Origin of the sequence: Xenorhabdus taiwanensis, from assembly GCF_036512875.1 — a bacterium.
GTDB lineage: Bacteria > Pseudomonadota > Gammaproteobacteria > Enterobacterales > Enterobacteriaceae > Xenorhabdus > Xenorhabdus taiwanensis.
Genome location: NZ_AP028978.1, coordinates 2811019 through 2836166 on the forward strand (window position 1 = coordinate 2811019; position 25148 = coordinate 2836166).

Below are 25148 nucleotides of genomic sequence, written 5' to 3' on the forward strand. Positions count from 1 at the left end.
AGGAGATGAAATGGATTTGCTGACTTTATTGCTTGAAAACAAAATCGAAAATGACTTGTGTTTTCCGTTAACTATTCAGCCATCATGGTTGGCAGAAGGCGTATTACAGTTATTACCGCAAAGTTCATCAAAACCTGCCGATACGTTGATTATTTCTACTGGAATTCATGGCAATGAAACGGCACCTGTGGAAATACTTATCCAGTTATTGTCACAACTGGCGCAGGGAAAGTTGCCATTGCAACATAACCTATTGCTGATATTTGGTAACTTACCCGCCATGCGGGCAGGGCAGCGATATATTGATAGTGATCTCAACCGTATGTTTGGTGGTCGCTATCAAAATTTCCCGTTGGGGAGTGAATCGAACCGTGCTATAGAGTTGGAGTTTGTTATCCGCCAGTTTTTTAATGAACCTGCGGTGATGGCATCAACGAAACATCGGCACCTTGATCTTCACACTGCAATCCGCGGTTCCTGCCATGAACAGTTCGCGCTATTGCCATACCAGCCACGTGAATATGCTGCGGATTTTTTACAATGGCTGGAAGATAGCGATCTCGATGCCTTAGTATTTCATAACACAGCAGGGGGAACGTTTAGTAACTTTACCAGCGAGCATTTCAATATGGATAGTTGCACGTTAGAAATCGGTAAAGCCCTGCCTTTTGGACAAAACGATCTGGCAAGATTCAGCAATATTACTGTGGCCTTGCAGGATTTGATCGCGGGTTGGCCGCCAAACAAGCGGGCTAAATCGGCGCTTAAACGCTATCGTGTGGTTGATGCAATTATCAAACAACATGATAGTTTTCAGCTCAATATTCCAGAAAATACGAAAAACTTTACTGAATTACCGGAAGGTTTTGACATCGCCCGCCAGCAAAATCAATCCTGGAAGATTGAGTCTCCTGCAAATTTTATCCTGTTTCCTAATGCCCAGGTTGCTGTTGGGCTACGGGCAGGATTGTTGTTAGAGAAATTAACCTAATCAATTCATAAAACAGCAAGCCGTAGAGGTTATTGATGACGAGATCATTAAAAACACCTGTGGAACAATCCGCCGGTGGGCAGAAACTGCACCGTGGATTGGGTAAGCGCCATGTTCAGTTGATCGCAATTGGTGGTGCTATCGGTACAGGATTGTTTATGGGAGCAGGGAAAACCATCGCAGTATCAGGGACTTCAATTATCCTGACTTATCTTTTGATTGGCTTTTTTGCTTTTATGGTAATGAGAGCAATGGGCGAACTGCTGTTCACTAAATTGGACTATAGGACGTTTGCCGATTTTGTCGCAGATTATCTTGGGGATAAGGCCAGCTATTTTCTCGGATGGACTTATTGGATGAGCTGGATCGTCAGTTGTATCGCAGATGTGGTGGTATGTGGTGGCTATATTCAGTATTGGTTTCCAGACAGTTGGCTTTGGTTAACGGCACTGTTTATTTTGGGTTTGATGTGCCTGTGTAATTTCTTCTCAGTACGGTTGTTTGGTGAAGCGGAATTCTGGTTTGCCATGATTAAGGTGGTGGCGATAGTTGCCTTGATTGTCGTTGGCATTGGCATGGTTTTTGTAGGCTGGACTTCTCCCAATGGTGTGACAGCTTCTGTCAGTCATTTGACGGAGCCCGAAGTATTCCTGCCCAATGGCATATTTGGATTTCTGGCCGGTTTTCAGATTGCCATTTTCTCTTTTACTGGCATCGAACTGGTTGGTACAGTGACTGCTGAAACCAAAGAACCAGAGAAAGTTTTACCAAAAGCTATCAACAATATTCCGATCAGGATCATTATCTTTTACGTGCTTTCCATGATGTGCATCATCGCTGTTACGTCATGGCCACAGATTTCACCGGAAGTTAGCCCCTTTGTGACACTGTTTGCACTGGCAGGATTGCCGGCAGCGGCTGCGGTGATCAATTTTGTTGCCCTGACTTCGGCGATGTCCTCAGCCAACAGTGGATTATATGCCTGTACCCGTATGCTTTATGGTTTATCTACGGAAAAGCTGGCGCACGGCAAATTTGGGCAACTTTCAATCAATAGTGCTGTTCCCATTTTTAGCTTGATATTTTCGGTGCTTTGCATGGCAAGTGGCGTATTCTTGCTATTCATTATCCCCAATGTCATGAAATTATTTACTATTGTTACGACCGTGGCAGCCATCATGGTTATTTATAGCTGGTGTATGATATTGATTGCTTATCTGGCTTATCGCAAGAAACGTCCTGACTTGCATAAAAAATCTATCTATAAAATGCCAATGGGTATCCCCATGACATGGTGTACCTTGATCTTTTTTGCCTTTACGGTAGTGATCATGGTGTTTGATTATGACACCCGCATTGCGTTATATGGCACACCAATATGGTTTGTGATATTGGAATTTTTGTGGCGTATGCGGAAAAATCGCGAACGTAAGTTATGTCTATGACAATGTCTTTTTCTTATATTTTGGCATTTTTTCTATATAGGCATTTTTTAAAAATATATCTACCTATATAAATAAGTTATTCACAATAATGCTGCATTCTGATATAAATGTTCCCCATGCCTTGCGTAGCAAGGTGTGGGGGAATTATTTGGTGTTTTAGATGGTTATTTAAAGTAAAAGGTCTGCAATTAAATAAGGTTTAGATATAATATTCTTTGTATTTTAAGTAATTATCGTGCTTTATTGGTTGAATGACATTTTGAATTCTGCAGTGACCGATATTGCCCGCTTTCGTGTACATATAATCAATCAGTCTATCAATGAGTTGAGGAAGCATCTCTTTATTGAAATCTTCACAAGCTGCATTATATAACAGCCCACCACAATTAGGGTCAAATATAAATAATTTTCTGTTATTCCAAGCGATAACCCCCATATGATTAGCACTGGGGAAGTATTGTTGATAATGCTTACAGGGAGGAGTGTTAAGACTACCATTAATACGAACCATAGTTAACATGCCATAATTAATTGATTCTTCTATATCTACATTCTTAGTATAACACATGTAATCATTCTGAAAGCGAGCATCTTGTATTTCTAAAAATCTCTTATACAGTTCATCTATTTCTGTTTTTTTTCCGGGTAGTCTCTGGCTTGAATTGGATGATTCCAGACTTTTAGAATGGTTTGATTCCAGACTGTTAAAATAGACTGATTCCAAAGATAAGTATGAGAGTTGCAATCTACGCATATACATTTCGGTGAGGTGGTATGATCTCTCTGGACATAACATAGTTGTGCCTTGTCTATTTACTAAAAAGGATAAAAGACAAAGGCTAATGCCAAAACACATTCCTTGTGGACCTTGTGGACCATTTTTTTTTGACTCAAAAGTTCGATAGTTTTTTTGATTAAAATGGAAAAACTCATTTTTATAAAAGTCATCTACATTTATTTGGTTCATATACTCACTCACAACAATGAACTTTAATATCTCTTTAGTTTTTTAAACTACAGTTTTGTTGACTGTGGGAGCAATGCTCGATCACTGTTTTTATAAACATACCGTTATTTATGCCTCCGGAGGTTCGTTCTTTTGCCACTTTACTGTAACTTAAAATCCATCGGATATATAAAAGCCTTGTACCAAATATTGAATTATGGCATCTTAATCCATGAATTATAGAAGGGCTTTTATAATCCTTATATTTTCAAAACTATCTCAGGATCATTATCTTCACAAGTAAAATTACAAATCTTTATAAATAAGTTTTCGAAATCATAGATCATTTTAAAGAAACTCAGCCAAACTTTTGCGATTTGATCAATCCCGATAAATCACACGCGAAAGGCTATGGAATATTATGTTTAAAGAGGTATTATCAATGAATAAGTGGAGAGGAATAATATTATGATATCAAGGTCAAAATCTTTTTATATAAAACGTCCAAACACTCAAGATATGTTAAATAGTTGGAAATCCAGCCCTGATTTATCCTCATATTTTATTAATAGATTGTCCCTTAATATAAAGGACGTTTCTCTACACGGAGCATTAAATGCTATTAGTCAAATTAAAGTGCAAATAGAACGAGATAGATGGAAATATCTACCTGAAAAACATGAACAATTGGATGAAGAGCAAAAGAAATGGAATAATCGATGTTATTGTGCTATTGATATGTTTGAAACAGGAATAAATGTAATACAGGATATAAGGTTCGATTCTAAACATGAATATAATTGTATTATTGCTTATTTCAGAGGTCACCCTGTAGGTGTTTTGATTTTGTCTTATACTTCAGAATTATCTGACTTACCTGAAATTGTTGTTCTGGCAACTCACTGTGGTCTCAAGGGAGGAGGTGCCTTACTGATAGAATATGCAGTCAATAAATCCAGTGAATTAGGGCGAGGGGGGAAATTGAAAATGCTTCCTCTCGGTGACGCACAAAGTGTTTTTCTTAATATAGGGTTTGTTGATGCCAGCTCGGGTGATATCGAACTAAATCCGGGTGAAAGTAATAAATGGCATATAGTGGATGGTAAATACCGTTTATTTATATAGAAATGAATCATGTGTTATTTAGGATTAAAAACTAATATTAACCTGAGCTTCGTATTTGAAGGGATGGCACAACGAGGTCAAACGAGTACAGGCTGGTTTTATGGCTTTAAACTTCATTTGGTTATAAATATTTCTCAGATAAAGCATTCAAGGCATCGCAGTCAGTTCGGTTTTTTGTTGGAAGTTGCTGCCGGTCTTATTGCTTATACATTCCAACCTAAAAAACCGAGCTTGAATCTACGGGATAATGAGATCGCTATCTTTAAACGAAGCTGAGGTTAATATTATCTCTTGTTATAAAAAAATAGCCCTACGCTAGCAGCATAGGGCTATTTCATCTTTATGTAGCCAGAAAATTATGCGTTTTCTTGCTGAGTTGCCTGAATTGCAGTCAGTGCAACGGTATAAACGATATCATCAACCAGTGCGCCACGGGACAGATCGTTAACTGGTTTGCGCATACCTTGCAGCATTGGCCCGATGGAAACCAGATCTGCTGAACGTTGTACTGCTTTGTAAGTGGTATTACCCGTGTTCAGATCTGGGAAAATGAACACGGTTGCCTGACCTGCAACGGGTGAGTTTGGTGCCTTGGATTTCGCTACATCTGCCATGATAGCTGCATCGTACTGCAATGGGCCATCGATGATCAGGTCTGGGCGTTTTTCCTGTGCTAAACGGGTTGCTTCACGCACTTTTTCAACATCGCTGCCTGCACCAGAGTTGCCGGTGGAGTAAGAGATCATCGCAACACGAGGCTCAATGCCAAATGCTTTCGCAGAATCCGCAGATTGGATTGCGATTTCGGACAGTTGTTCTGCGGTTGGATCTGGGTTGATCGCACAGTCACCGTAAACCAGCACTTGCTCTGGCAGCAACATAAAGAAGACAGAAGAAACCAGAGAGCTATTTGGTGCAGTTTTAATTAACTGCAATGGTGGGCGAATCGTGTTCGCTGTAGTGTGTACTGCACCGGAAACCAGGCCGTCAACTTCGCCTTGTTCCAGCATCATGGTGCCCAGAACGACGTTGTCTTCCAGTTGTTCGCGGGCGACAACTTCGGTCATGCCTTTGTTTTTGCGCAGTTCAACCAGACGTGGCACATAACGTTCACGGGCTGACGCTGGGTTAATGATTTCAATACCTGCACCCAGTTCAACGCCTTGAGCCGCAGCTACACGACGGATCTCTTCTGGATCGCCCAGCAGGATACATTCTGCAATGCCGCGTTCAGCACAGATAGCCGCTGCTTTGACAGTACGTGGTTCGTCGCCTTCTGGCAGAACGATACGCTTGCCAGCTTGACGAGCCAGTTCGGTTAACTGATAGCGGAATGCCGGTGGGGACAGCAGATTTGGACGCTCTGATGCGGCCGCCAGAGAATCGATCCACTCGCTGCTGATATGCTGTGCAACGTAGTTTTGTACTTTTTCGATGCGCTCGTGGTCATCGGCTGGCACTTCCAGACTGAAACTTTGCAGGTTCAGGGAAGTCTGCCATGTATTGGTTTTCACAGTGAAAACGGGCAGGCCAGTATTGAATGCACGTTCGCACAGTTCACGGATAGAGTCATCAATTGAGTAACCACCGGTCAGCAATACGGCACCGATTTCAATACCGTTCATGGCTGCCAGACAGGCAGTGATCAATACGTCAGGACGGTCAGCGGAAGTCACCAACAGAGAACCCGGACGGAAGTATTCCAGCATGTTAGGAATACTGCGAGCACAGAAAGTCACAGACTTGATGCGACGGCTTTCGATGGCTCCTTCATTGATGATGTCCGCTTTCAGGTGCTTAGCCATATCAATCGCACGAGTAGCGATCAGGTCAAAACTCCACGGGATGCAACCAAGAATGGGTAATGGGCTGTTTTTGAAGATGGTTTTTGGATCGACGTTGGTAATCGTTGCTTTGGTTGATTCGTCAAAGATCTCGGATAAATCTGGGCGAGTACGGCCTTGGTCATCAACCGGTGCATTCAATTTATTGACGATAACACCGATAATGTTTTGGTTCTTGCTGCCACCGTATTCAGCACGGCTCAGTTCAATTCGTTCTTTCAGTTGCTCTGGAGTATTAGTACCCAGAGCAGTTACGAACACGATTTCAGCGTTCAGTGTCTTGGCGATTTCATAGTTCAGGGATTGGGCAAACGGATGTTTGCGAGTCGGAACCAAACCTTCGAGCAGAACCACTTCCGCATCTTTGGCGTTTTCGTGGTAACGCGCCACGATCTCTTCCATTAACACGTCTTTTTTGTTAGTGGTCAACAGTGATTCCACATATGCCATATCCAGAGGTTCAGCTGCATGGATGCTGGAATGTGAACGGATAATCGAAGTGGTTTGATCCTGAGAACCAGTGTGACGTGGTTGTGCGATAGGTTTGAAAACGCTCAGACGAACGCCTTTTTGCTCCATGGAGCGAATAACACCCAGGCTGACACTGGTTAAACCAACGCTAGTGTCAGTAGGGATTAACATAATTGTACGGGACACGGAAACCTCTTTAACGGTTGCTCGTCAGTCAATAAATGTGACTCAGTGCGATATATTCGAGAAAACCGCCAGCAATAGCAATACTGGCGGCTCTAAAATCATGCTGATTACGCGGTCAGACGTGCTGAATCCTGAGCAATAACCAATTCTTCATTGGTTGGGATAACCAGAGCAGGACGGCTGTTATCTGTAGTGATAATGCCTGATTTGCCGAAGCGGGCGGCAAGGTTACGCTCGTGATCATACTCGAAGCCCAGCAGAGCAACTTTCTTCATGGTCAGTTCACGAACCAGCGCAGAGTTTTCACCGATGCCACCAGTGAAGATAATTGCGTCCAGACGACCTTCCATCAGCGCGCTGTATGCGCCGATGTATTTAGCCAGACGGTGGCAGTAAACATCCATAGCACGTTTAGCATCAGCTTTGGTTTCGTAGTTGTCTTCTACGTAACGGCAATCGCTGGTGACTTCGGTCAGACCTAAGAAACCAGACTCTTTGGTCAGTAGGGTGTTAATCTGAGCGATGCTCATGCCCATGGCATCGTGCAGGTGGAATACGATAGCGGGATCGATATCACCACTGCGGGTTCCCATGACCAGACCTTCCAGTGGGGTCAGGCCCATAGATGTATCAACACACTGACCGTTGACAATGGCAGAAACAGAACCACCATTGCCCAAGTGGCAAGTGATGACATTCAGTTCTTCAACGGGTTTATTCAGCATCTTGGCTGCTTCACGGGAAACATAGAAATGGCTGGTACCATGTGCACCATAACGACGGATGCCATGCTCTTTGTACAGGTTGTAAGGCAGTGCGTACAGGTATGCTTCTTCAGGCATAGTCTGGTGGAATGCGGTGTCAAAGACAGCAATGTTTTTCTCAAGCAGATGAGGGAAGGCTTTTTTCGCTTCAGCAATACCGATCAGGTGAGCTGGGTTGTGCAGTGGTGCGAATGGAATAGCCGCTTCAATGCCTGCGATAACTTCATCAGTGATAACCACGGAAGAAGTGAACTTCTCACCACCATGAACAATGCGGTGACCGATGGCGGAGATTTGTGCAGAAAGTTCTGGCTTTTCAGCCAGGATAGTATTAACAATGAAGTTCAGTGCTTCGCTGTGTGCTGCGCCGGCACCTAAAGCAGCTTCGTTTTTCGCGCCATCCATTTTCCATTTAATACGGGCTTCAGGCAAGCCAAAGCACTCTGCTAAACCAGAAAGATATTCTTCACCATTGGCAGGATCGATGATAGCGAATTTCAGGGAGGAGCTACCGCAATTAAGAACCAGTACCAGCTTACTTGACATGGAAATACCTATTATCTTGTTGTGATCTAATCTTAAATAAGAACAATGTTAAAAATAAAATAATTTGTTAACAAACCGAACCCAATTGTTGCGAAAAAGGGCAAAATTCCTGTTTTGCTACTGCAACAACATAAAAGTCTGTGTAGGATACCGTTTGCTGGCAATAAAGACAAAATATACTTAATAGTATTAATACTACAAAAAAGATTTTATCTTTTGTAGGGATTTTTTAAAAACTATACCTTTAATTGATTGAGGTCATGATGAACACGACACCGCCTGTTAGCCAAGGTTGGTTCAAGCGCATGAAATTAGGACAACAATATTTGAAAACCTGGCCACTGGAAAAGCAGCTTGCGCCTGTTTTTCCTGAAAATCGTGTGATTAAGGCAACTCGTTTTGGTATTCGGTTTATGCCGCCGTTGGCCATTTTTACCTTGACATGGCAAATCGCTTTGGGTGGTCAATTGGGGCCATCGGTGGCAACGGCTTTGTTTGCCTGTAGCTTGCCGTTGCAGGGGTTATGGTGGTTGGGAAAACGGGCGGCGACACCATTACCGGAAAGATTACTGCATTGGTTTTATGAAATTCGGGAAAAATTTACCCAGGCAGGCATTGCAATGGCACCAGTGGAAAATGTCCCGACCTACTTTTCACTGGCTGAATTGCTTAAACGGGCTTTTAAGCAATTAGATAACTCTTTTCTTGATGATATTTAATCCCCAGGAAGTCATTTGGGATAAGTATCTTATTACCATATGATGATTAACAAATAATGACGTTTGAAGGAGTCGGGTTTGGTTCTGAAATGTAGAGGCTTTTTATTCGATTTGGATGGTACTCTGATTGATTCATTGCCTGCGGTTGAGCGAGCATGGATTCAGTTTGCTGATAAAATGGGTATCGAGAGAGATGAAGTGCTGAATTATGTTCATGGCACGCCGGCTATCTTATCACTCCGGCATTTTATGCCCGATGCGAGTGAAGAAGAGATCACTAATACTTTCAAATGGATTGAAAAAATTGAAACAGAAGATACGGAAGGCATAACCGCCTTGCCTGGTGCTATCGCCCTGATTGATAAGTTGAATGCACTGGATATTCCGTGGGCCATTGTGACATCGGGAACGATTCCGCTTGCTTCTGCGCGCCATAAAGTGGCGGAGTTACCGGAACCTGCTCATTGGGTGACGGCAGAGTCTGTGACAAATGGAAAACCAAATCCTGAGCCTTATTTGTTGGGGGCTAAAAAACTGGGATTATTGCCAGAAGAGTGTGTGGTGTTTGAAGATGCTGCTGCGGGAATAAATGCCGGACTGGATGCGGGTTGTCAGGTTGTTGTTGTCCATGATTCGCCGGATACTCCCCGTCGCGATGAAATTCATTTGATGATTAATAACCTGGAAGATATTGAGATTGTCAAATCTGGTAGTTACGTATCGATCTATACCAATTGAGACCCCCTAAATCAGAAAGTTCCTTGATCAGAAAGAGGGATTTTCTCTGAAAAACATGGTCTACTTACTTTGTTAACGTTTGTACCTGTAATACTTTGATATGTAGTCTTTTTGATATATAGCCAATCTGCTAATTGACAGATTGGCTGTGCGGATAGTCATATTTGCAAGGTATCGTTGATAGAGGCCAAATTGAGTAGCGAACTGTTGTGGGTATTAACCCTCCTATTAATAGCCATTGTGCTTTTCACCACCAATAAAGTCAGAATGGATGTTGTGGCTTTATTGCTGATCATCACATTTGTCCTGAGTGGTACACTGACGTTAAGTGAAGCCACTGTCGGTTTCAGTGATCCCAATGTATTGTTGATTGCTGCCCTGTTTGTCATTGGTGAAGGGCTGGTGAGAACCGGGGTTGCTTATCAGATGGGAGACTGGCTGGTTCGTGTCGCAGGTAACAGTGAAATCAAGATGTTAACTTGGTTAATGGTATCTGTTGCCGGGTTGGGAGCGTTCATGAGTTCTACGGGCGTTGTGGCAATATTTATTCCTGTTGTTCTGAGCGTGGCCGCCAGAATGAAAACCTCTCCAGGGCGATTGATGATGCCACTGGGATTTGCCGGTTTGATCAGTGGCATGATGACCCTGGTAGCAACGCCACCCAATATGGTCGTCAATAGTGAGCTGGTGCGCGAAGGTCTGCGGGGTTTTAATTTCTTCTCCATTACACCGATCGGCATATTAGTGTTGATGTCTGGCGTGGTTTACATGTTAGTCGCTCGTCGTTGGCTAGGGGGAGCAAACCACCAGACAGCAGACGAGCGTTATCATCGGACATTTCGTGATCTGATACGTGACTATAAATTGTCTGGCCGTGCTCGTCGTTTTACTATCCGCCAAGGTTCACCGTTGGTTGGACATACATTGGATGAATTAGGGCTGCGTGCCCGTTATGGTGCCAATGTCATTGGTATTGAACGTTGGCGTAAATTCCGTCGAGTCATGGTGGCTGCCACTGGGGATATGGAATTGCAAGGGCAGGATGTCTTGCTGGTGGATATGTCGGACAGTAATGTTGATTTGCGGGAATTCTGTCGTGAGCAGCAGCTAGAACCGATGGTATTGCGCGGGGAATATTTTTCCGGGCACTCCCGTCATGTTGGTATGGCTGAGGTTTCAGTGCTCCCTGAATCCGAACTATTGGGGCAATCATTGCGTGATATGAAATTTCGTACACGTTATGGTCTCAATGTAGTGGGGATCCGTCGTGGGGGGAAAGCGTTAGAAGGGAAGTTAGTGGATGAACCTTTGTTGCTTGGTGATACACTGCTGTTGATTGGCAATTGGAAATTGATTCACGCGTTAAAAACAAAAACCCCTGATTTTATTATGCTAAATCTGCCTGTTGAGGTGGAAAGTGCGGCTCCTGCGGCCTCACAGGCTCCTCATGCCTTATTTTGCCTTGCCCTGATGGTTGCTATGATGCTGACCAATGAAATTCCGAATTTTATTGCCGCACTAATTGCCTGCCTGCTTATGGGAAAATTCCGTTGTATTGATATGGAAAGTGCTTATCGTTCCATTCACTGGCCGAGCATTATCTTGATTGTTGGCATGATGCCTTTTGCGTTGGCATTGCAGAAGACGGGAGGAATTGATCTCATTGTCCAGGGATTGATGGATATCGCAGGTAATATGGGACCACGGGTGATGTTGGTGTGTCTGTTTGTACTTTGCGCCATGATAGGATTGTTTATTTCTAATACTGCGACGGCCGTGCTAATGGCTCCGATTGCGATTGCGGCAGCGAATAAGATGGCTGTTTCTCCTTTGCCCTTTGCGATGATTATTGGTGTGGCGGCTTCGGCAGCATTTATGACACCAGTTTCATCTCCCGTTAATACATTGGTGCTGGGGCCAGGGGGATATCGGTTTGCCGATTTCGTGAAACTTGGCGTGCCTTTTACGTTAATTGTCATGGGGATTAGTGTCGCGGTGATCCCAATACTTTTTCCATTCTAATGTTTTTATCGGGCAGCTCCGCATGGCAGGGAGCTGCGTTATGATTATGGTTTAATATTATTGAATAATTCCATGCACAATGATTGTAACTATAAATGATTAGTGCCGGATAATGATCTATAAGCTGATTTCATCGAGGGAGAGGCTGAAACTTGGTACAAACACATCTATAAAATAATCCATTTCTTCACTGCGACGTTCTACCAGTGTCTTATCCAATCGTTTTTTGGCTTGGTTGAACTCAGTATTACCTGCTGAGAGTTCTTCCAGACATTTCAAGTAAGCGCATAATGCATCAGCTTGCTTGATAATATGGATTTCTTCTTCACTATGGTGATGCTCATCCAGAATAGGGCGAAAATCATCCTGTAATTCAGTTGGCAACATATCCAATAATTTTTGTTGGGCTATTTTTTCTATTTTTTTATATTCATGGGCAATTTGGGGATTGTAGTACTTAATTGGTGTTGGCAAATCGCCTGTGATGACTTCACTGGCATCGTGATACATTGCCAGCAGAGCAATCCGTTCAGGATTAACATTACCGTTGAATTTACGGTTTTTGATTATTGCCAAAGCGTGTGCAACAAAAGCAACCTGTAAACTGTGCTCTGAAACATTTTCTGTACGCACATTTCGCATAAGAGGCCAACGGCTAATTAATTTTAGGCGGGATAATTGGGCGAAAAAATGACTCATAATTTCCTCTTGTAGCCAATTAATTTGTAGCAAAATTGTAGCGGAATAATATGATTAATTGTGAGCGGAGTATCTATAACTTGAAAAATGACGGAAATATTCATTCCTGGAAAATTCAATTATGGAAGAAATAGCGGCAAGCAAAGAAATAACTATTTACCTCATAAAAAGCCATCCCATTAATCTATTAATATTTAATGGGGTAGGCTTTAATGAAGACGATTATGGTTATTGGCGATAGTTACCAATAAAACGGGCAAATTTTTCAATTGCCACTTGTAAGTCAGTGACATGAGGCAGGGTGACAATACGGAAATGGTCTGGATCTGGCCAGTTAAATGCGCTGCCCTGAACCAGTAAAACTTTTTCCTGTAGCAAGAGATCTAGTACCATTTTTTGGTCATCATAAATATTGAAACGTTTGGTGTCTATTTTCGGGAACATATAGAGAGCACCCATGGGTTTCACACAGGAAATCCCCGGGATCTGGTTAATTAGTTCCCATGCATGGTTGCGCTGTTCATAGAGTCTGCCACCTGGCAAAATAAATTCACTGATGCTTTGATAACCACCTAATGCTGTTTGGATTGCGTGCTGCATTGGCACATTGGCACAAAGACGCATTGATGCCAGCATTTCTAATCCTTCAATATAATCCTTGGCCTGCTTTTTAGGGCCATTCAGTACCATCCAGCCTTGGCGGAAACCGGCAACGCGATAGGTTTTGGACAGTCCATTAAAAGTAACAGTAAAGAGATCAGGCGCTAATGCTGCGATGGAGTGGTGCTGGGCATCATCGTACAGGATCTTGTCATAAATCTCGTCAGCAAAGATAATCAGATTATGCTGGCGGGCGATTTCTACTATTTCCAACAACAATTCTTTGCTATATACCGCGCCGGTTGGGTTATTCGGGTTAATAATAACGATACCACGGGTACGTGGAGTAATTTTACGGCGTATATCGTCTAAGTCAGGAAACCAGCCCTGTTGCTCATCACATAGATAGTGAACAGCATTGCCGCTGGAAAGTGATACTGCCGCAGTCCAAAGAGGGTAGTCAGGCGCAGGAACCAACATCTCATCTCCGGTATTCAACAGAGCCTGCATGGATTGAACGATAAGTTCAGAAACACCATTACCAATAAAGATATCTTCAACGGTAACATCCAGCATATTTCTGGCTTGATAATGCTGCATGATTGCCTTACGCGCTGAATACAACCCTTTTGAATCAGAGTAGCCCTGGGCTGTTGGCAGATTACGGATAACATCGACTAAAATTTCATCAGGTGCTTCAAATCCGAATGGCGCCGGATTACCAATGTTTAATTTCAGTATCTTATTCCCTTCTTCCTCAAGTCGTTTAGCTTCTTTGAGGGTATTCCCTCGAATGTCGTAGCAGACATTATCTAATTTACTGGATTTATTAATGGAAAACATAGGGTGCCTTGACCTCTTTGGCAAAATGGATATTGCCCGGCATAAAAAGTGTGATGACCAATGTACTCTTCTCAGTCTATATTTTGAAGAGGCTTTGATATCTTTGGTCAAAATGGTTGTTTTAAGAATAAATGAATAAGTTTGCCCTCTGAATTATGGTGTTTTATTGGTGTTTTATTTCCATTATGTGTGTTAAATTGGAATTAAATTTTGCATAATGACGGGTTTTTAGTTGGCAAAAGAGGCTGCCGAAGACATTTTGACGCAGTTTTTGGGTTCATTTGTCGTTTTTTTCAGGGTTCCCAAATTGTCAATAAAAGTAAGAAGATTTGTATAATGTATTCTTATAATTTATCTTTATTGACCTAAAGTTAATTTAGGTTTTTATCATAGGATACTTTGACAAATTTTTTGAGTTTTTACCCATAACATTTTCAAGCCTATTCAATGGAAATGTTAATTTATTAAAAATGCTAATACTATCTGATAATGTTAAGTGTTCCTAATTCAGATTAGGTTATTCTTTGAAGCAAGTCAGAAAAAGGGTATTTGTACTGGAAATTGGTGATTATGTGATGTAAATAGGGTTTTATCTCTGACTTATTTTGGAATTGCATAATTTTTGTTAAGAAAGGAGAAAATAAAACCCATGATGATTTAAATAGTAAAAAAATGCAGTAAACCTTTGCCCTATTTAATAGAGTAGAGTAATGTCACAATCGGTATTATTTTATTTGATACTGCTGAAGTAAAAACACCAGGTTAGTTAGTAATTAAAATCAAAAAAAAGTGATGAATAAACAATGATAAATGCAAATCGTCAGATAATAAACCTCGATCTCGATCTGCTAAGAACTTTTGTTGCTGTTGCTGACTTAAATACTTTTGCAGCAGCAGCGGCAGCTGTTTCTAGAACGCAGTCAGCTGTGAGTCAGCAAATGCAGCGGTTGGAACATCTCGTGGGGAGAGAGCTGTTTGCTCGTCACGGTCGTAATAAGCTTCTGACCGAACATGGGCTTCAACTTCTTGGTTACGCACGCCAAATTCTGCGTGCCAATGACGATGCAACAGCATCATTAACCTACAATGATGCAGACGGTGAATTGAGAATAGGTGTATCAGATGACGCTGTTGATACACTGCTTCCTTTCTTATTAAACCGTATTGCCTCTGTCTATCCACGTGTAGCTGTTGATGTACGCATTAAGCGGGCTCAGTTTATCGAAAACATGTTGGATAACCATGAGATTGATTTGGCATTAACCACAGCAAAAATCAACCACCATCCTAAAACGATCTTACGTTCTTCGCCTGTTTTATGGCACTGTGCACCAGATTTCCAATTGCAGACGAATGAACCTGTACCGTTGGTAGTGATGGATGAAACCAACCCTTTCCGCCAGATCGCTCAGGAAACGCTGGATATGTCAGGTATTTCATGGCGTATTGCCTATGAAGCTGCTTCCTTGTCCGCTGTTCGTGCTGCTGTGAATGCAGAAGTCGGTATTACCGCTCGCCCTCTGGAAATGCAGAATGCGGACCTGAGAATTTTAGGTGAAATTGAAGGATTACCACGTCTGCCGGAAATCCAGTTCTTCTTATATCGTAATAGTAACGAACAGAATGAATCTGTTCTGACTGTTTTTGATGCAATAGAAAATAAGAAAACACCTTATACTGTAACAGCTGTTGAATCTGATGAATCCGACGAGATGGATGAATCTATCGACACTATTGAACCTATCAAATCAACTGAAACAGTTGATGAAAATTCCGTTGAAAATATAGACGAATAAGTATTATGTGTTTTATAGGCTAATATTTCCATTTTATTTATGGAAGTATTAGCCTGTTGTTAATTACTTATTAATAATCCTCCCAAGTTTTCATTTCCATTTCTGATATTTCTAATAAGAAATATACCCTACTAATTTTCCTATACCTTTCGAATTTTAGTTAAAAGAATGTTGCTCTGTTAACAAATTTCATTTTCCTAACTTGATAAAATAAAACCGTTTTCAGAAAAAGCTCGCTTATTGCACTTTAATCGTTCTTTTCAGAAACAATTCATTAAAGGCTGAATAAATTACATTCAAGTATTGAATGTTTTTCAATGAAATTGTGCACTTGATCATAAAAATACCCCAGACAGTACAGTGGAAAGACAGGTTTTTCCTGCGATAATGGTGTAGTAAAGTCGAGTTATCGGTTAGACTAGTTATGTCATGGAGATGTTTTTTTGTACGACTGACACGTTTTAGCGGTATGTCAGCACAATCCGTTAATTAATGGTTTGTGGTTTGTAAATAAATATGCAAGTGGTTTTGCCGTTATGGCAAATTTTGTTGAGAGGAATAAAAACCAAGATGATTCAAGCTATAAGGTGTATTGATTAGCGTTGTTTCAGATTTGGTTATTATCCCTTCCCATGAATCGATGTGGTGCAACACTGCCGGCAAAAAGAGCAGACACCTTGACACCACTTTTGATGAGTAAGCAACGAGTATGTCTACATCCACTGGAATTTTAGCCCATCACTGGGCATTTGCGGTTTTTCTCATAGGTGCTCTTGGTTTGTGCGCATTCATGTTACTGGGTGGGTACTTCATGGGGGGCAGGGCGAAAGCCAGAGCAAAACACATACCTTATGAATCAGGTATCGACTCTGTCGGCAGCGCACGTTTACGTTTGTCGGCGAAGTTTTATCTGGTTGCCATGTTCTTTGTTATCTTCGACATTGAAGTCCTTTACTTATATGCATGGGCCGTCTCAATCAAAGAGAGCGGTTGGCTAGGCTTTGCCGAAGCAAGCATTTTTATTTTGGTGTTATTGGCAGGTTTAGTTTATCTGGCGCGCATTGGGGCGTTGGATTGGACACCAGCACGTTCAAAACGTCAGGTCAGTAAACCGAGTGCGGATACTTATATCAACACAAATACCAACAACAGTCACATGCAGTAATAGCGAGGCATAAAGATGGATTATACGCTCACCCGCATAGATCCGAACGGTGAGAATGACCGTTATCCCCTGCAAAAACAGGAAACTGTCAGCGACCCCTTGGAGCAACATGTTCACCGAAGTGTCTATATGGGGAAATTGGAACATGCTCTGCATAATATGGTGAATTGGGGGAGAAAAAATTCCCTGTGGCCCTATAACTTCGGGCTTTCCTGCTGCTACGTGGAAATGGTGACGTCATTTACCGCTGTACACGATGTTGCGCGTTTTGGCGCAGAAGTATTGCGAGCATCTCCCCGTCAGGCTGATTTCATGGTGATTTCCGGAACCTGTTTCGTCAAAATGGCGCCCGTCATTCAACGCCTGTATGACCAATTGCTGGAACCGAAATGGGTTATTTCAATGGGAGCCTGTGCAAACTCTGGAGGTATGTATGATATTTACTCCGTAGTTCAAGGCGTTGATAAGTTTATCCCTGTCGATGTTTATATTCCTGGCTGTCCTCCTCGCCCAGAAGCCTATATGCAGGCGCTACTGCTGTTGCAGGAGTCCATAGGCAAAGAACGACGCCCTCTGTCATGGGTGGTTGGCGATCAGGGCGTTTACCGTGCCAATATGCAATCAGAAAGAGAAAGAAAGCGCGGTGAACGTATTGCAGTGAAAAATCTGCGTACTCCAGACGAAATTTAAGGCTTTTAGCCCTATAGCGTAACCAGAGCAATGTGTTGCGATCACAAAAACCCTGATCAAGCGTTGTGGTGAAGAATGATGACAGATCAGATAGCGCAAGAAAGCGCCCGGCCAGCCTGGACAACACGTGATCATTTTGATGATCCTGTTGTCAGCGAGCTTAACCGTCAATTTGGCCCGGATGCCTTTACCATCCAGCCGACCCGTACCGGTATGCCAGTTGTTTGGGTTAAGCGGGAGCAGTTACTGAAAGTAATAACATTTCTGAAAAAATTGCCCAAACCTTATGTCATGCTGTTTGACTTGCATGGTGTTGATGAGCGCCAGCGCTCTCACCGAGAAGGCTTACCGGCGGCAGATTTTTCGGTGTTTTATCACCTCCTTTCCATTGAGCGTAACCGTGACATCATGCTGAAAGTCGCGCTCACTGAACAAGACCTGAATATCCCCACGACTACATCAATTTTCCCAAATGCCAATTGGTATGAGCGTGAAACGTGGGAAATGTTTGGCATTACATTCAACGGTCATCCCAATTTGCGTCGTATCTTGATGCCACCGACATGGGAAGGCCATCCGTTGCGCAAGGAATATTCTGCGCGTGCCACGGAATTTGATCCTTTCGTATTGACTAAGCAGAAAGAAGATCTGGAAATGGAAGCGCTGACTTTCAAACCAGAAGAGTGGGGTATGAAGCGTGGCACCGATAATGAGGACTTCATGTTCCTTAACCTTGGTCCAAACCATCCTTCTGCTCACGGTGCGTTCCGCATTATTTTGCAACTTGATGGTGAAGAAATCGTCGATTGTGTTCCCGATATCGGCTACCACCATCGTGGTGCCGAAAAGATGGGGGAACGTCAGTCATGGCACAGTTATATCCCTTATACCGATCGCATTGAATATTTGGGGGGATGTGTTAACGAAATGCCTTATGTGCTGGCGGTTGAAAAGCTGGCAGGCATTGAAGTCCCCGATCGGGTGAAAACAATTCGTGTCATGTTGTCCGAACTGTTCCGCATTAATAGTCATCTGCTTTATATCAGTACATTTATCCAAGACGTTGGTGCGATGACGCCTGTTTTCTTTGCTTTTACTGACCGACAGAAAGTTTACGATGTCGTCGAGGCAATTACTGGATTTCGTATGCATCCGGCATGGTTCCGAATCGGTGGTGTTGCCCATGATTTACCGCGTGGTTGGGACAAACTTTTGCGTGAATTGCTGGACTGGCTGCCGAAACGTTTGGATTCCTATGTCAAGGCAGCGCTGAAAAACAGTGTTCTGAAAGGGCGTTCTGTTGGGGTCGCGGCCTACAATGCCAAACAGGCGTTGGACTGGGGGGTTACTGGTGCGGGGCTGCGTGCCACTGGTATTAGTTTTGACGTACGTAAATGGCGCCCTTATTCCGGTTATGAAAATTTCGATTTTGAAGTGCCAACAGGCTACAACGGTGATTGCTATGACCGGGTAATGTTGAAAGTCGAAGAAATCCGTCAGAGTTTGCGCATCCTTGAGCAGTGCCTGAAAAATATGCCGGAAGGACCTTTCAAGGCAGATCATCCACTGACCACGCCGCCACCGAGAGAACGGACTTTGCAGCACATCGAAACCATGATTAACCATTTCCTGCAAGTGTCATGGGGGCCGGTCATGCCTGCCAATGAATCATTCCAGATGATCGAAGCGACTAAGGGTATCAACAGTTATTATCTGACCAGTGATGGTAGCACTATGAGCTACCGTACCCGCATCCGTACACCAAGTTTTGCTCACTTGCAGCAAATTCCATCGGTGATCCGCGGTAGTCTGGTTTCTGACCTTATCGTCTATCTGGGCAGTATCGATTTTGTTATGTCTGATGTGGATCGCTAACGATGCAAAGTGAATTTAACGCAAACAAGCAAGCACGCCTTGATGTGGTTAACGTAACGGACGCTCAGACACCGGATAAGTTTGTATTGAGTGCTGACGAACGTAATGCCATTGAGCAGGAAAAACACCACTACGAAGATCCGCGTGCTGCGTCAATCGAAGCCCTGAAAATTGTACAAAAGCAGCGTGGTTGGGTGCCAGATGGTGCCATTTATGCCATTGCTGAGGTATTGGGTATTCCAGCCAGTGACGTGGAAGGTGTCGCAACGTTTTACAGCCAGATTTATCGGCAGCCAGTGGGACGCCACATTATCCGTTACTGTGACAGTGTCGTATGTCACATCACAGGCTATCAGGGTGTTCAGGCAGCGATAGAAACATGTTTGAACATTCGTCCGGGGCAAACCACGGCAGATGGGCGTTTCACACTATTACCAACTTGCTGCTTGGGTAACTGTGACAAGGGACCAACGATGATGATTGACGAGGACACCCACAGTTACGTGAAACCCGAAGAAATTGAAAAATTACTGGAGCAATATCCATGACAACGCATTCAGGAGTGAAAGAAATTATCCGCACGGCGGAAACTCATCCCCTGACATGGCGGTTGCGTGATGACCAACAACCTGTCTGGCTGGATGAATACCGAAGCCAAAACGGTTACAAAGGAGCCGAAAAAGCACTGAAGGGCATGGCTCCTGATGAAATTATTACATTGGTTAAAGATGCTGGCTTAAAAGGTCGTGGCGGCGCAGGCTTCTCAACAGGCTTGAAATGGAGTCTGATGCCAAAAGACGAAAGCATGAATATCCGTTATTTGTTGTGTAATGCGGATGAGATGGAACCGGGCACTTACAAAGACCGCCTACTGATGGAGCAATTGCCTCATCTATTGGTGGAAGGCATGTTAATTAGTGCCTTTGCATTGAAAGCCTATCGCGGCTACATCTTCTTACGTGGTGAGTATGTCGAGGCGGCTGCCCATTTACGTAAGGCAATAGCGGAAGCTAAAGCGGCTGGATTGCTTGGCAAGAACATTCTGGGCAGTGGTTTTGATTTTGAACTGTTTGTTCATACTGGCGCGGGTCGTTATATCTGTGGTGAAGAAACTGCCCTGATTAACTCCCTTGAAGGGCGTCGGGCAAACCCCCGTTCAAAACCGCCATTTCCTGCGACGGCTGGCGTATGGGGTAAACCTACGTGCGTTAACAACGTCGAAACATTGTGCAACGTTCCTGCAATTCTTGAACATGGGAAAGCGTGGTATATCGGTTTGAGTGCCGGCAAAAGTACAGATGCTGGTACCAAACTGATGGGCTTTTCTGGTCGAGTCAAAAATCCAGGTCTTTGGGAATTACCTTTTGGTACAACAGCCCGTGAAATTCTTGAAGATTACGCGGGAGGCATGCGTGATGGCCTGAAATTCAAGGCATGGCAACCCGGAGGGGCAGGAACTGATTTCCTGACAGCAGACCATCTAGATTTGCCGATGGATTTTGAGCATATCGCTAAAGCGGGTAGCCGATTGGGAACCGCACTGGCAATGGCGGTAGATCATGAGATCAATATGGTTTCCCTGACCCGCAATCTTGAAGAATTCTTCGCTCGTGAATCTTGTGGCTGGTGTACACCATGCCGTGATGGCTTGCCGTGGAGTGTCAAAATCCTTCGGGCTATTGAGGGTGGTAAAGGCCAGCCAGGTGATATTGAAACATTAGAACAACTCTGTCGTTTTCTTGGCCCGGGCAAAACGTTTTGTGCCCATGCGCCAGGTGCTGTGGAACCTTTGCAGAGTGCTATTAAATACTTCCGTGAAGAGTTTGAAGCGGGAATTGTCACCAAAGACTATGGCAATACCAACCTGATTGCGGGTATTCAACCAAACCTGCTCAACCAGCGTTGGTAACAAACAGGGCTAATTTTTGATTAACGCCTGCCACGGCAGGCCATTGGGAAGCATGCTGACTATGGCTACGATACATGTAGACGGCAAAGAATATGATGTAAACGGGGCTGATAACCTGTTACAAGCCTGCCTCTCATTGGGGCTTGATATACCTTATTTTTGCTGGCATCCAGCGCTGGGAAGCGTTGGCGCTTGCCGCCAGTGTGCGGTGAAGCAATATCAAAATGCGGAAGATACGCGCGGTCGTCTGGTGATGTCTTGTATGACACCGGCGTCAGATGGCACGTATATCTCCATTGATGATGAAGAAGCTAAACAGTTCCGTGCCAGTGTTGTGGAGTGGTTAATGACCAACCATCCCCACGACTGTCCAGTTTGTGAGGAAGGGGGTAACTGTCATTTGCAAGATATGACAGTGATGACGGGGCATTCATTCCGAAAATACCGTTTTACCAAACGTACTCACAAAAATCAGGAGTTGGGACCATTCGTTGCTCATGAAATGAACCGTTGTATCGCCTGTTATCGTTGTGTCCGCTACTACAAAGATTATGCGGATGGAACAGATTTTGGCGTTTATGGCGCTCATGACAACGTCTATTTTGGTCGTCCTGAAAGTGGCACATTGGAAAGTGAATTTTCCGGTAACCTCGTTGAAATTTGCCCGACAGGGGTATTTACCGACAAAACACATTCAGAACGTTATAACCGTAAATGGGACATGCAGTTTGCGCCAAGTATCTGCCAACAGTGCAGTATTGGCTGTAACACCAGCCCTGGTGAACGTTATGGGGAATTGCGCCGGATAGAAAACCGTTATAACGGCACTGTTAACCATTACTTTATGTGTGATCGCGGGCGTTTCGGTTATGGATATGTCAACCGTGACGACCGTCCTCGCCAGCCACAACAATTGCGTGGTGATCAGTGGATTTCATTGAATGCTGAGCAGGTTATGCAAGGGGGCGCAGACATTTTGCGTCAGGCGAAAAATGCCATTGGCATCGGCTCACCGCGTGCCAGTATTGAAAGTAACTTTGCCTTGCGTGAATTGGTGGGTGCGGAAAACTTCTACAGCGGTATTTCAGCGGAAGAACAACATCGCCTTGATACGATGTTAGAAATTCTCCAGCAAGGTGGAGTCTATACGCCATCCCTGCGTGAAATTGAAGATTATGATGCGGTGCTGGTGTTAGGGGAAGACCTGACCCAAACGGCTGCTCGCATGGCGTTATCTGTACGTCAGGCAGTGAAGGGCAAAGCGCGTGAAATGGCCGCCGCCCAGAAAGTGGCAGACTGGCAGATTGCGGCGGTTATGAATATTGGCCAGCACGCCAAGTATCCTCTCTTCTTGACCTGTGTCGATGAAACCCGACTGGATGATATTGCAGCATGGAGCTACCGTGCACCGGTTGATGATCAGGCTCGCTTAGGTTTTGCCGTGGCACATGCCCTGAACAATATCGCCCCTGCTGTTAATGATCTGCCGGATGGACTGAAATCGAAAGTGGACATTATTGCGCATGCATTGCGTGATGCGAAAAAGCCATTGATTATCAGTGGCAGCAATCCAGGCAGTGATGCTTTGATTCAGGCTGCTGCCAATATCGCATGGGCCCTGAAAGATAAAGGTGCGGATGTGGGGCTTTCCTATGTTGCCGCATATGCCAATAGCCTGGGACTGGCGATGATGGAAGCACAGCCATTGGATTCTGCTTTACAGCGTATCGCTAAAGGGGATTCAGATACCGCCATCGTGATGGAAAACGATCTCTATCGTCATGCTCCGGTGGATAAAATTGATCGCGCACTGGATAGTCTGAAAAATCTGATTGTCGTGGATCACCAACGCACCGCCATTATGGATAAGGCGCATTTGATTCTGTCGGCTTCCAGTTTTGCTGAAAGCGATGGTACGGTGGTGAATCAGGAAGGTCGTGCCCAACGCTATTTCCAGGTTTATGAACCCGCATTTTATGATAAATCCATCGTTATGTTAGAAAGCTGGCGCTGGATGCATTCCCTGTATACCACTTATACGCAGTGCCAAACCGACTGGACACAGCTTGATCATGTGATTGCAGCTTGTGTCAAAGTGATGCCGCAATTCAAAGGCATCATAAATGCGGCGCCAGATGCGACATTCCGTATTCGTGGGCAAAAATTAGCACGTTCACCTCATCGTTACAGTGGCCGTACCGCGATGTTGGCTGATGTCAGTGTCCATGAGCAGCGCCAACCACAGGATATCGATACCGCATTCGCTTTCTCAATGGAAGGGAACAACAGCCCATATGCACCACGTCAGCAAATCCCATTTGCATGGGCACCAGGCTGGAACTCACCACAAGCATGGAATAAATTCCAGGCTGAAGTCGGTGGCAAGCTGCGTTTTGGCGATCCAGGAGTTCGTTTGATTGAAACGGTTGATGGTGGGTTGAACTATTTTGACGCTATCCCGACAGCATTCACTGCGCAAAAAGATCAGTGGCATGTTGCGCCTTATTTCCATTTGTTCGGCAGTGAAGAATTGTCACAACGTTCTGATGTAATACAGGAGCGTATGCCTGAGCCGTATGTGATGATCAATCATAAAGATGCGGAGCATTTGAATGTGAAAGAAGGTGCTGTAATGGCATTTGATTGTGAAGGGCAGAAACTGCGTTTGGCTGTGCGCTTGAGCGGCAATCTGGCACAGGGGCAAATTGGCTTGCCACTGGGTATGTCGGGTATACCGCCGGTTCTGGCAGGCAAATCAGTCCATAATTTACGGGAGGTTGCATAATGAACTGGTTTACTCCCGAAGTCATTGAAATCCTGATTGCTGTATTAAAAGCGGTTGCCATTCTGTTGGTCGTGGTTATCTGCGGGGCATTCATGAGTTTCTTTGAACGCCGCATTCTTGGACTGTTTCAAAACCGTTATGGGCCAAACCGAGTCGGTTGGGGTGGTTCATTGCAGCTTGTTGCAGACATGATCAAAATGTTCTTTAAAGAAGACTGGGCACCGCGTTTTTCTGACAGAGCCATTTTCACTTTGGCCCCTGTCATTGCATTTTGCTCAATGCTTCTGGCCTTTGCGATTGTGCCGATAAGTCCGACATGGATGGTTGCAGACCTGAATATCGGCATCTTATTCTTCATGATGTTGGCGGGTCTGGCGGTCTATTCTGTGCTGTTTGCGGGTTGGGCGAGTAACAACAAATATGCCCTGCTGGGTGCGATGCGGGCATCGGCACAGACATTGAGTTATGAAGTTTTTCTTGGTATGTCAATGATGGGCGTTGTGGCACAAGCTGGCTCCTTTAACATGGTGGATATCGTCAACTCACAGCAACATGTGTGGAATGTTATTCCTCAATTCTTTGGCTTCCTGACCTTTGCCATTGCGGGTGTAGCGGTATGTCACCGCCATCCCTTTGACCAACCGGAAGCAGAGCAAGAACTGGCCGACGGTTATCACATTGAATATTCCGGTATGAAATTCGGTCTGTTCTTTGTCGGGGAATATATTGCGATTGTGACGGTATCTGCTTTGATCGTCACGCTGTTCTTTGGTGGCTGGAATGGGCCTCTCTTGCCGCCATTCGTCTGGTTTGCGCTGAAAACAGCATTTTTCATGATGATGTTCATCTTGATCCGTGCTGCATTGCCGCGTCCTCGTTATGACCAGGTGATGTCGTTTGGCTGGAAAATCTGTCTGCCGTTAACGTTAGTTAATATGCTAGCGACAGCCGCAGTTATTTTATACAACGCTCAATAAAGGGGTGATTGA

Annotated in this window: 20 protein-coding genes; 15 read left to right on the top strand and 5 right to left on the bottom strand. The window is 44.1% G+C overall.

Annotation, left to right across the window (positions count from 1 at the left end):
- Nucleotides 1-10 precede the first annotated feature (10 nt).
- Entirely contained in the window at nucleotides 11-991 is a 981-nt protein-coding gene (astE, locus tag ACE1SE_RS12785) for a succinylglutamate desuccinylase (protein WP_374051222.1), read from the top strand.
- A gap of 35 nt (nucleotides 992-1026) precedes the next feature.
- Entirely contained in the window at nucleotides 1027-2436 is a 1410-nt protein-coding gene (locus tag ACE1SE_RS12790) for an amino acid permease (RefSeq protein WP_374051223.1), read from the top strand.
- 199 nt (nucleotides 2437-2635) lie between these two features.
- On the opposite strand, the gene ACE1SE_RS12795 is transcribed toward ACE1SE_RS12790, so the two are convergent.
- Nucleotides 2636-3403: a hypothetical protein gene (locus ACE1SE_RS12795; protein WP_374051224.1), complete on the bottom strand. Its 768-nt coding sequence runs from the start codon at nucleotides 3401-3403 to the stop codon at nucleotides 2636-2638.
- 447 nt (nucleotides 3404-3850) lie between these two features.
- Between ACE1SE_RS12795 and ACE1SE_RS12800 the strand changes: the two genes are divergently transcribed.
- Nucleotides 3851-4507: a hypothetical protein gene (locus ACE1SE_RS12800; protein ID WP_374051225.1), complete on the top strand. Its 657-nt coding sequence runs from the start codon at nucleotides 3851-3853 to the stop codon at nucleotides 4505-4507.
- Nucleotides 4508-4516: 9 nt separating this feature from the next.
- Nucleotides 4517-4783: a transposase gene (locus ACE1SE_RS12805; protein WP_508171961.1), complete on the top strand. Its 267-nt coding sequence runs from the start codon at nucleotides 4517-4519 to the stop codon at nucleotides 4781-4783.
- Nucleotides 4784-4863: 80 nt separating this feature from the next.
- On the opposite strand, the gene pta is transcribed toward ACE1SE_RS12805, so the two are convergent.
- Complete coding sequence (gene pta / locus ACE1SE_RS12810; RefSeq protein WP_374051226.1) at nucleotides 4864-7008, bottom strand: phosphate acetyltransferase; 2145 nt, start codon at nucleotides 7006-7008, stop codon at nucleotides 4864-4866.
- Between the two features lie 107 nt (nucleotides 7009-7115).
- Nucleotides 7116-8318 (bottom strand): acetate kinase, encoded by a 1203-nt coding sequence (ackA, locus tag ACE1SE_RS12815; RefSeq protein ID WP_374051227.1) that lies wholly within the window; start codon nucleotides 8316-8318, stop codon nucleotides 7116-7118.
- Nucleotides 8319-8581: 263 nt separating this feature from the next.
- On the opposite strand from ackA, the gene yfbV reads away from it, so the two are divergent.
- The 3 genes from yfbV (at nucleotide 8582) to ACE1SE_RS12830 (ending at nucleotide 11797) form a co-directional block, all read left to right on the top strand.
- A complete protein-coding gene (yfbV, locus tag ACE1SE_RS12820) occupies nucleotides 8582-9037 on the top strand; it encodes a terminus macrodomain insulation protein YfbV (protein WP_374053669.1) in 456 nt (151 codons plus the stop codon).
- A gap of 78 nt (nucleotides 9038-9115) precedes the next feature.
- The gene (locus tag ACE1SE_RS12825; protein ID WP_374051228.1) at nucleotides 9116-9775 is read left to right on the top strand and encodes a sugar phosphatase; all 660 of its coding nucleotides are present in this window, start codon (nucleotides 9116-9118) and stop codon (nucleotides 9773-9775) included.
- A 192-nt stretch (nucleotides 9776-9967) separates the two neighbouring features.
- Nucleotides 9968-11797: an SLC13 family permease gene (locus ACE1SE_RS12830; RefSeq protein WP_374051229.1), complete on the top strand. Its 1830-nt coding sequence runs from the start codon at nucleotides 9968-9970 to the stop codon at nucleotides 11795-11797.
- 117 nt (nucleotides 11798-11914) lie between these two features.
- Here ACE1SE_RS12830 and yfbR read toward each other — a convergent pair whose 3' ends face one another.
- The gene (yfbR, locus tag ACE1SE_RS12835) at nucleotides 11915-12496 is read right to left on the bottom strand and encodes a 5'-deoxynucleotidase (protein ID WP_374051230.1); all 582 of its coding nucleotides are present in this window, start codon (nucleotides 12494-12496) and stop codon (nucleotides 11915-11917) included.
- Nucleotides 12497-12724: 228 nt separating this feature from the next.
- Nucleotides 12725-13939 carry a pyridoxal phosphate-dependent aminotransferase gene (locus ACE1SE_RS12840; RefSeq protein WP_374051231.1) on the bottom strand — a complete coding sequence of 405 codons (1215 nt, stop codon included), beginning with the start codon at nucleotides 13937-13939 and terminating at the stop codon, nucleotides 12725-12727.
- An 803-nt stretch (nucleotides 13940-14742) separates the two neighbouring features.
- Between ACE1SE_RS12840 and hexA the strand changes: the two genes are divergently transcribed.
- The 8 genes from hexA to nuoH all read left to right on the top strand — a co-directional run bounded on the left by hexA (nucleotide 14743) and on the right by nuoH (nucleotide 25136).
- Entirely contained in the window at nucleotides 14743-15735 is a 993-nt protein-coding gene (gene hexA / locus ACE1SE_RS12845; RefSeq protein WP_374051232.1) for a transcriptional regulator HexA, read from the top strand.
- Between the two features lie 709 nt (nucleotides 15736-16444).
- Nucleotides 16445-16900, top strand: a complete 456-nt coding sequence (locus tag ACE1SE_RS12850; protein ID WP_374051233.1) for an NADH-quinone oxidoreductase subunit A — start codon at nucleotides 16445-16447, stop codon at nucleotides 16898-16900.
- A gap of 15 nt (nucleotides 16901-16915) precedes the next feature.
- Nucleotides 16916-17590: a NuoB/complex I 20 kDa subunit family protein gene (locus ACE1SE_RS12855; protein ID WP_047769419.1), complete on the top strand. Its 675-nt coding sequence runs from the start codon at nucleotides 16916-16918 to the stop codon at nucleotides 17588-17590.
- A gap of 75 nt (nucleotides 17591-17665) precedes the next feature.
- On the top strand, nucleotides 17666-19465 hold the full coding sequence (gene nuoC, locus ACE1SE_RS12860) for an NADH-quinone oxidoreductase subunit C/D (RefSeq protein WP_374051234.1): 1800 nt from the start codon (nucleotides 17666-17668) through the stop codon (nucleotides 19463-19465).
- Nucleotides 19466-19467: 2 nt separating this feature from the next.
- Nucleotides 19468-20013, top strand: a complete 546-nt coding sequence (nuoE, locus tag ACE1SE_RS12865; RefSeq protein ID WP_374051235.1) for an NADH-quinone oxidoreductase subunit NuoE — start codon at nucleotides 19468-19470, stop codon at nucleotides 20011-20013.
- Nucleotides 20010-21374 carry an NADH-quinone oxidoreductase subunit NuoF gene (gene nuoF / locus ACE1SE_RS12870; RefSeq protein ID WP_374051236.1) on the top strand — a complete coding sequence of 455 codons (1365 nt, stop codon included), beginning with the start codon at nucleotides 20010-20012 and terminating at the stop codon, nucleotides 21372-21374. Before nuoE ends, nuoF begins: the two co-directional genes overlap by 4 nt.
- A gap of 61 nt (nucleotides 21375-21435) precedes the next feature.
- Entirely contained in the window at nucleotides 21436-24159 is a 2724-nt protein-coding gene (nuoG, locus tag ACE1SE_RS12875; protein ID WP_374051237.1) for an NADH-quinone oxidoreductase subunit NuoG, read from the top strand.
- Nucleotides 24159-25136, top strand: coding sequence for an NADH-quinone oxidoreductase subunit NuoH (gene nuoH, locus ACE1SE_RS12880; protein ID WP_374051238.1), 978 nt, complete (start codon nucleotides 24159-24161; stop codon nucleotides 25134-25136). The genes nuoG and nuoH overlap by 1 nt, the downstream gene beginning before the upstream one ends.
- The last annotated feature ends 12 nt before the right edge of the window (nucleotides 25137-25148 follow it).

Bases quoted from the DNA above. Each gene is read 5' to 3' on its own strand.
- astE (WP_374051222.1), top strand. From the start codon at position 11: ATGGATTTGCTGACTTTATTGCTTGAAAACAAAATCGAAAATGACTTG.
- ACE1SE_RS12790 (WP_374051223.1), top strand. From the start codon at position 1,027: ATGACGAGATCATTAAAAACACCTGTGGAACAATCCGCCGGTGGGCAG.
- ACE1SE_RS12795 (WP_374051224.1), bottom strand. From the start codon at position 3,403: ATGAACCAAATAAATGTAGATGACTTTTATAAAAATGAGTTTTTCCAT.
- ACE1SE_RS12800 (WP_374051225.1), top strand. From the start codon at position 3,851: ATGATATCAAGGTCAAAATCTTTTTATATAAAACGTCCAAACACTCAA.
- ACE1SE_RS12805 (WP_508171961.1), top strand. From the start codon at position 4,517: ATGTGTTATTTAGGATTAAAAACTAATATTAACCTGAGCTTCGTATTT.
- ackA (WP_374051227.1), bottom strand. From the start codon at position 8,318: ATGTCAAGTAAGCTGGTACTGGTTCTTAATTGCGGTAGCTCCTCCCTG.
- yfbV (WP_374053669.1), top strand. From the start codon at position 8,582: ATGAACACGACACCGCCTGTTAGCCAAGGTTGGTTCAAGCGCATGAAA.
- yfbR (WP_374051230.1), bottom strand. From the start codon at position 12,496: ATGAGTCATTTTTTCGCCCAATTATCCCGCCTAAAATTAATTAGCCGT.
- ACE1SE_RS12840 (WP_374051231.1), bottom strand. From the start codon at position 13,939: ATGTTTTCCATTAATAAATCCAGTAAATTAGATAATGTCTGCTACGAC.
- hexA (WP_374051232.1), top strand. From the start codon at position 14,743: ATGATAAATGCAAATCGTCAGATAATAAACCTCGATCTCGATCTGCTA.
- ACE1SE_RS12850 (WP_374051233.1), top strand. From the start codon at position 16,445: ATGTCTACATCCACTGGAATTTTAGCCCATCACTGGGCATTTGCGGTT.
- ACE1SE_RS12855 (WP_047769419.1), top strand. From the start codon at position 16,916: ATGGATTATACGCTCACCCGCATAGATCCGAACGGTGAGAATGACCGT.
- nuoC (WP_374051234.1), top strand. From the start codon at position 17,666: ATGATGACAGATCAGATAGCGCAAGAAAGCGCCCGGCCAGCCTGGACA.
- nuoE (WP_374051235.1), top strand. From the start codon at position 19,468: ATGCAAAGTGAATTTAACGCAAACAAGCAAGCACGCCTTGATGTGGTT.
- nuoF (WP_374051236.1), top strand. From the start codon at position 20,010: ATGACAACGCATTCAGGAGTGAAAGAAATTATCCGCACGGCGGAAACT.
- nuoG (WP_374051237.1), top strand. From the start codon at position 21,436: ATGGCTACGATACATGTAGACGGCAAAGAATATGATGTAAACGGGGCT.
- nuoH (WP_374051238.1), top strand. From the start codon at position 24,159: ATGAACTGGTTTACTCCCGAAGTCATTGAAATCCTGATTGCTGTATTA.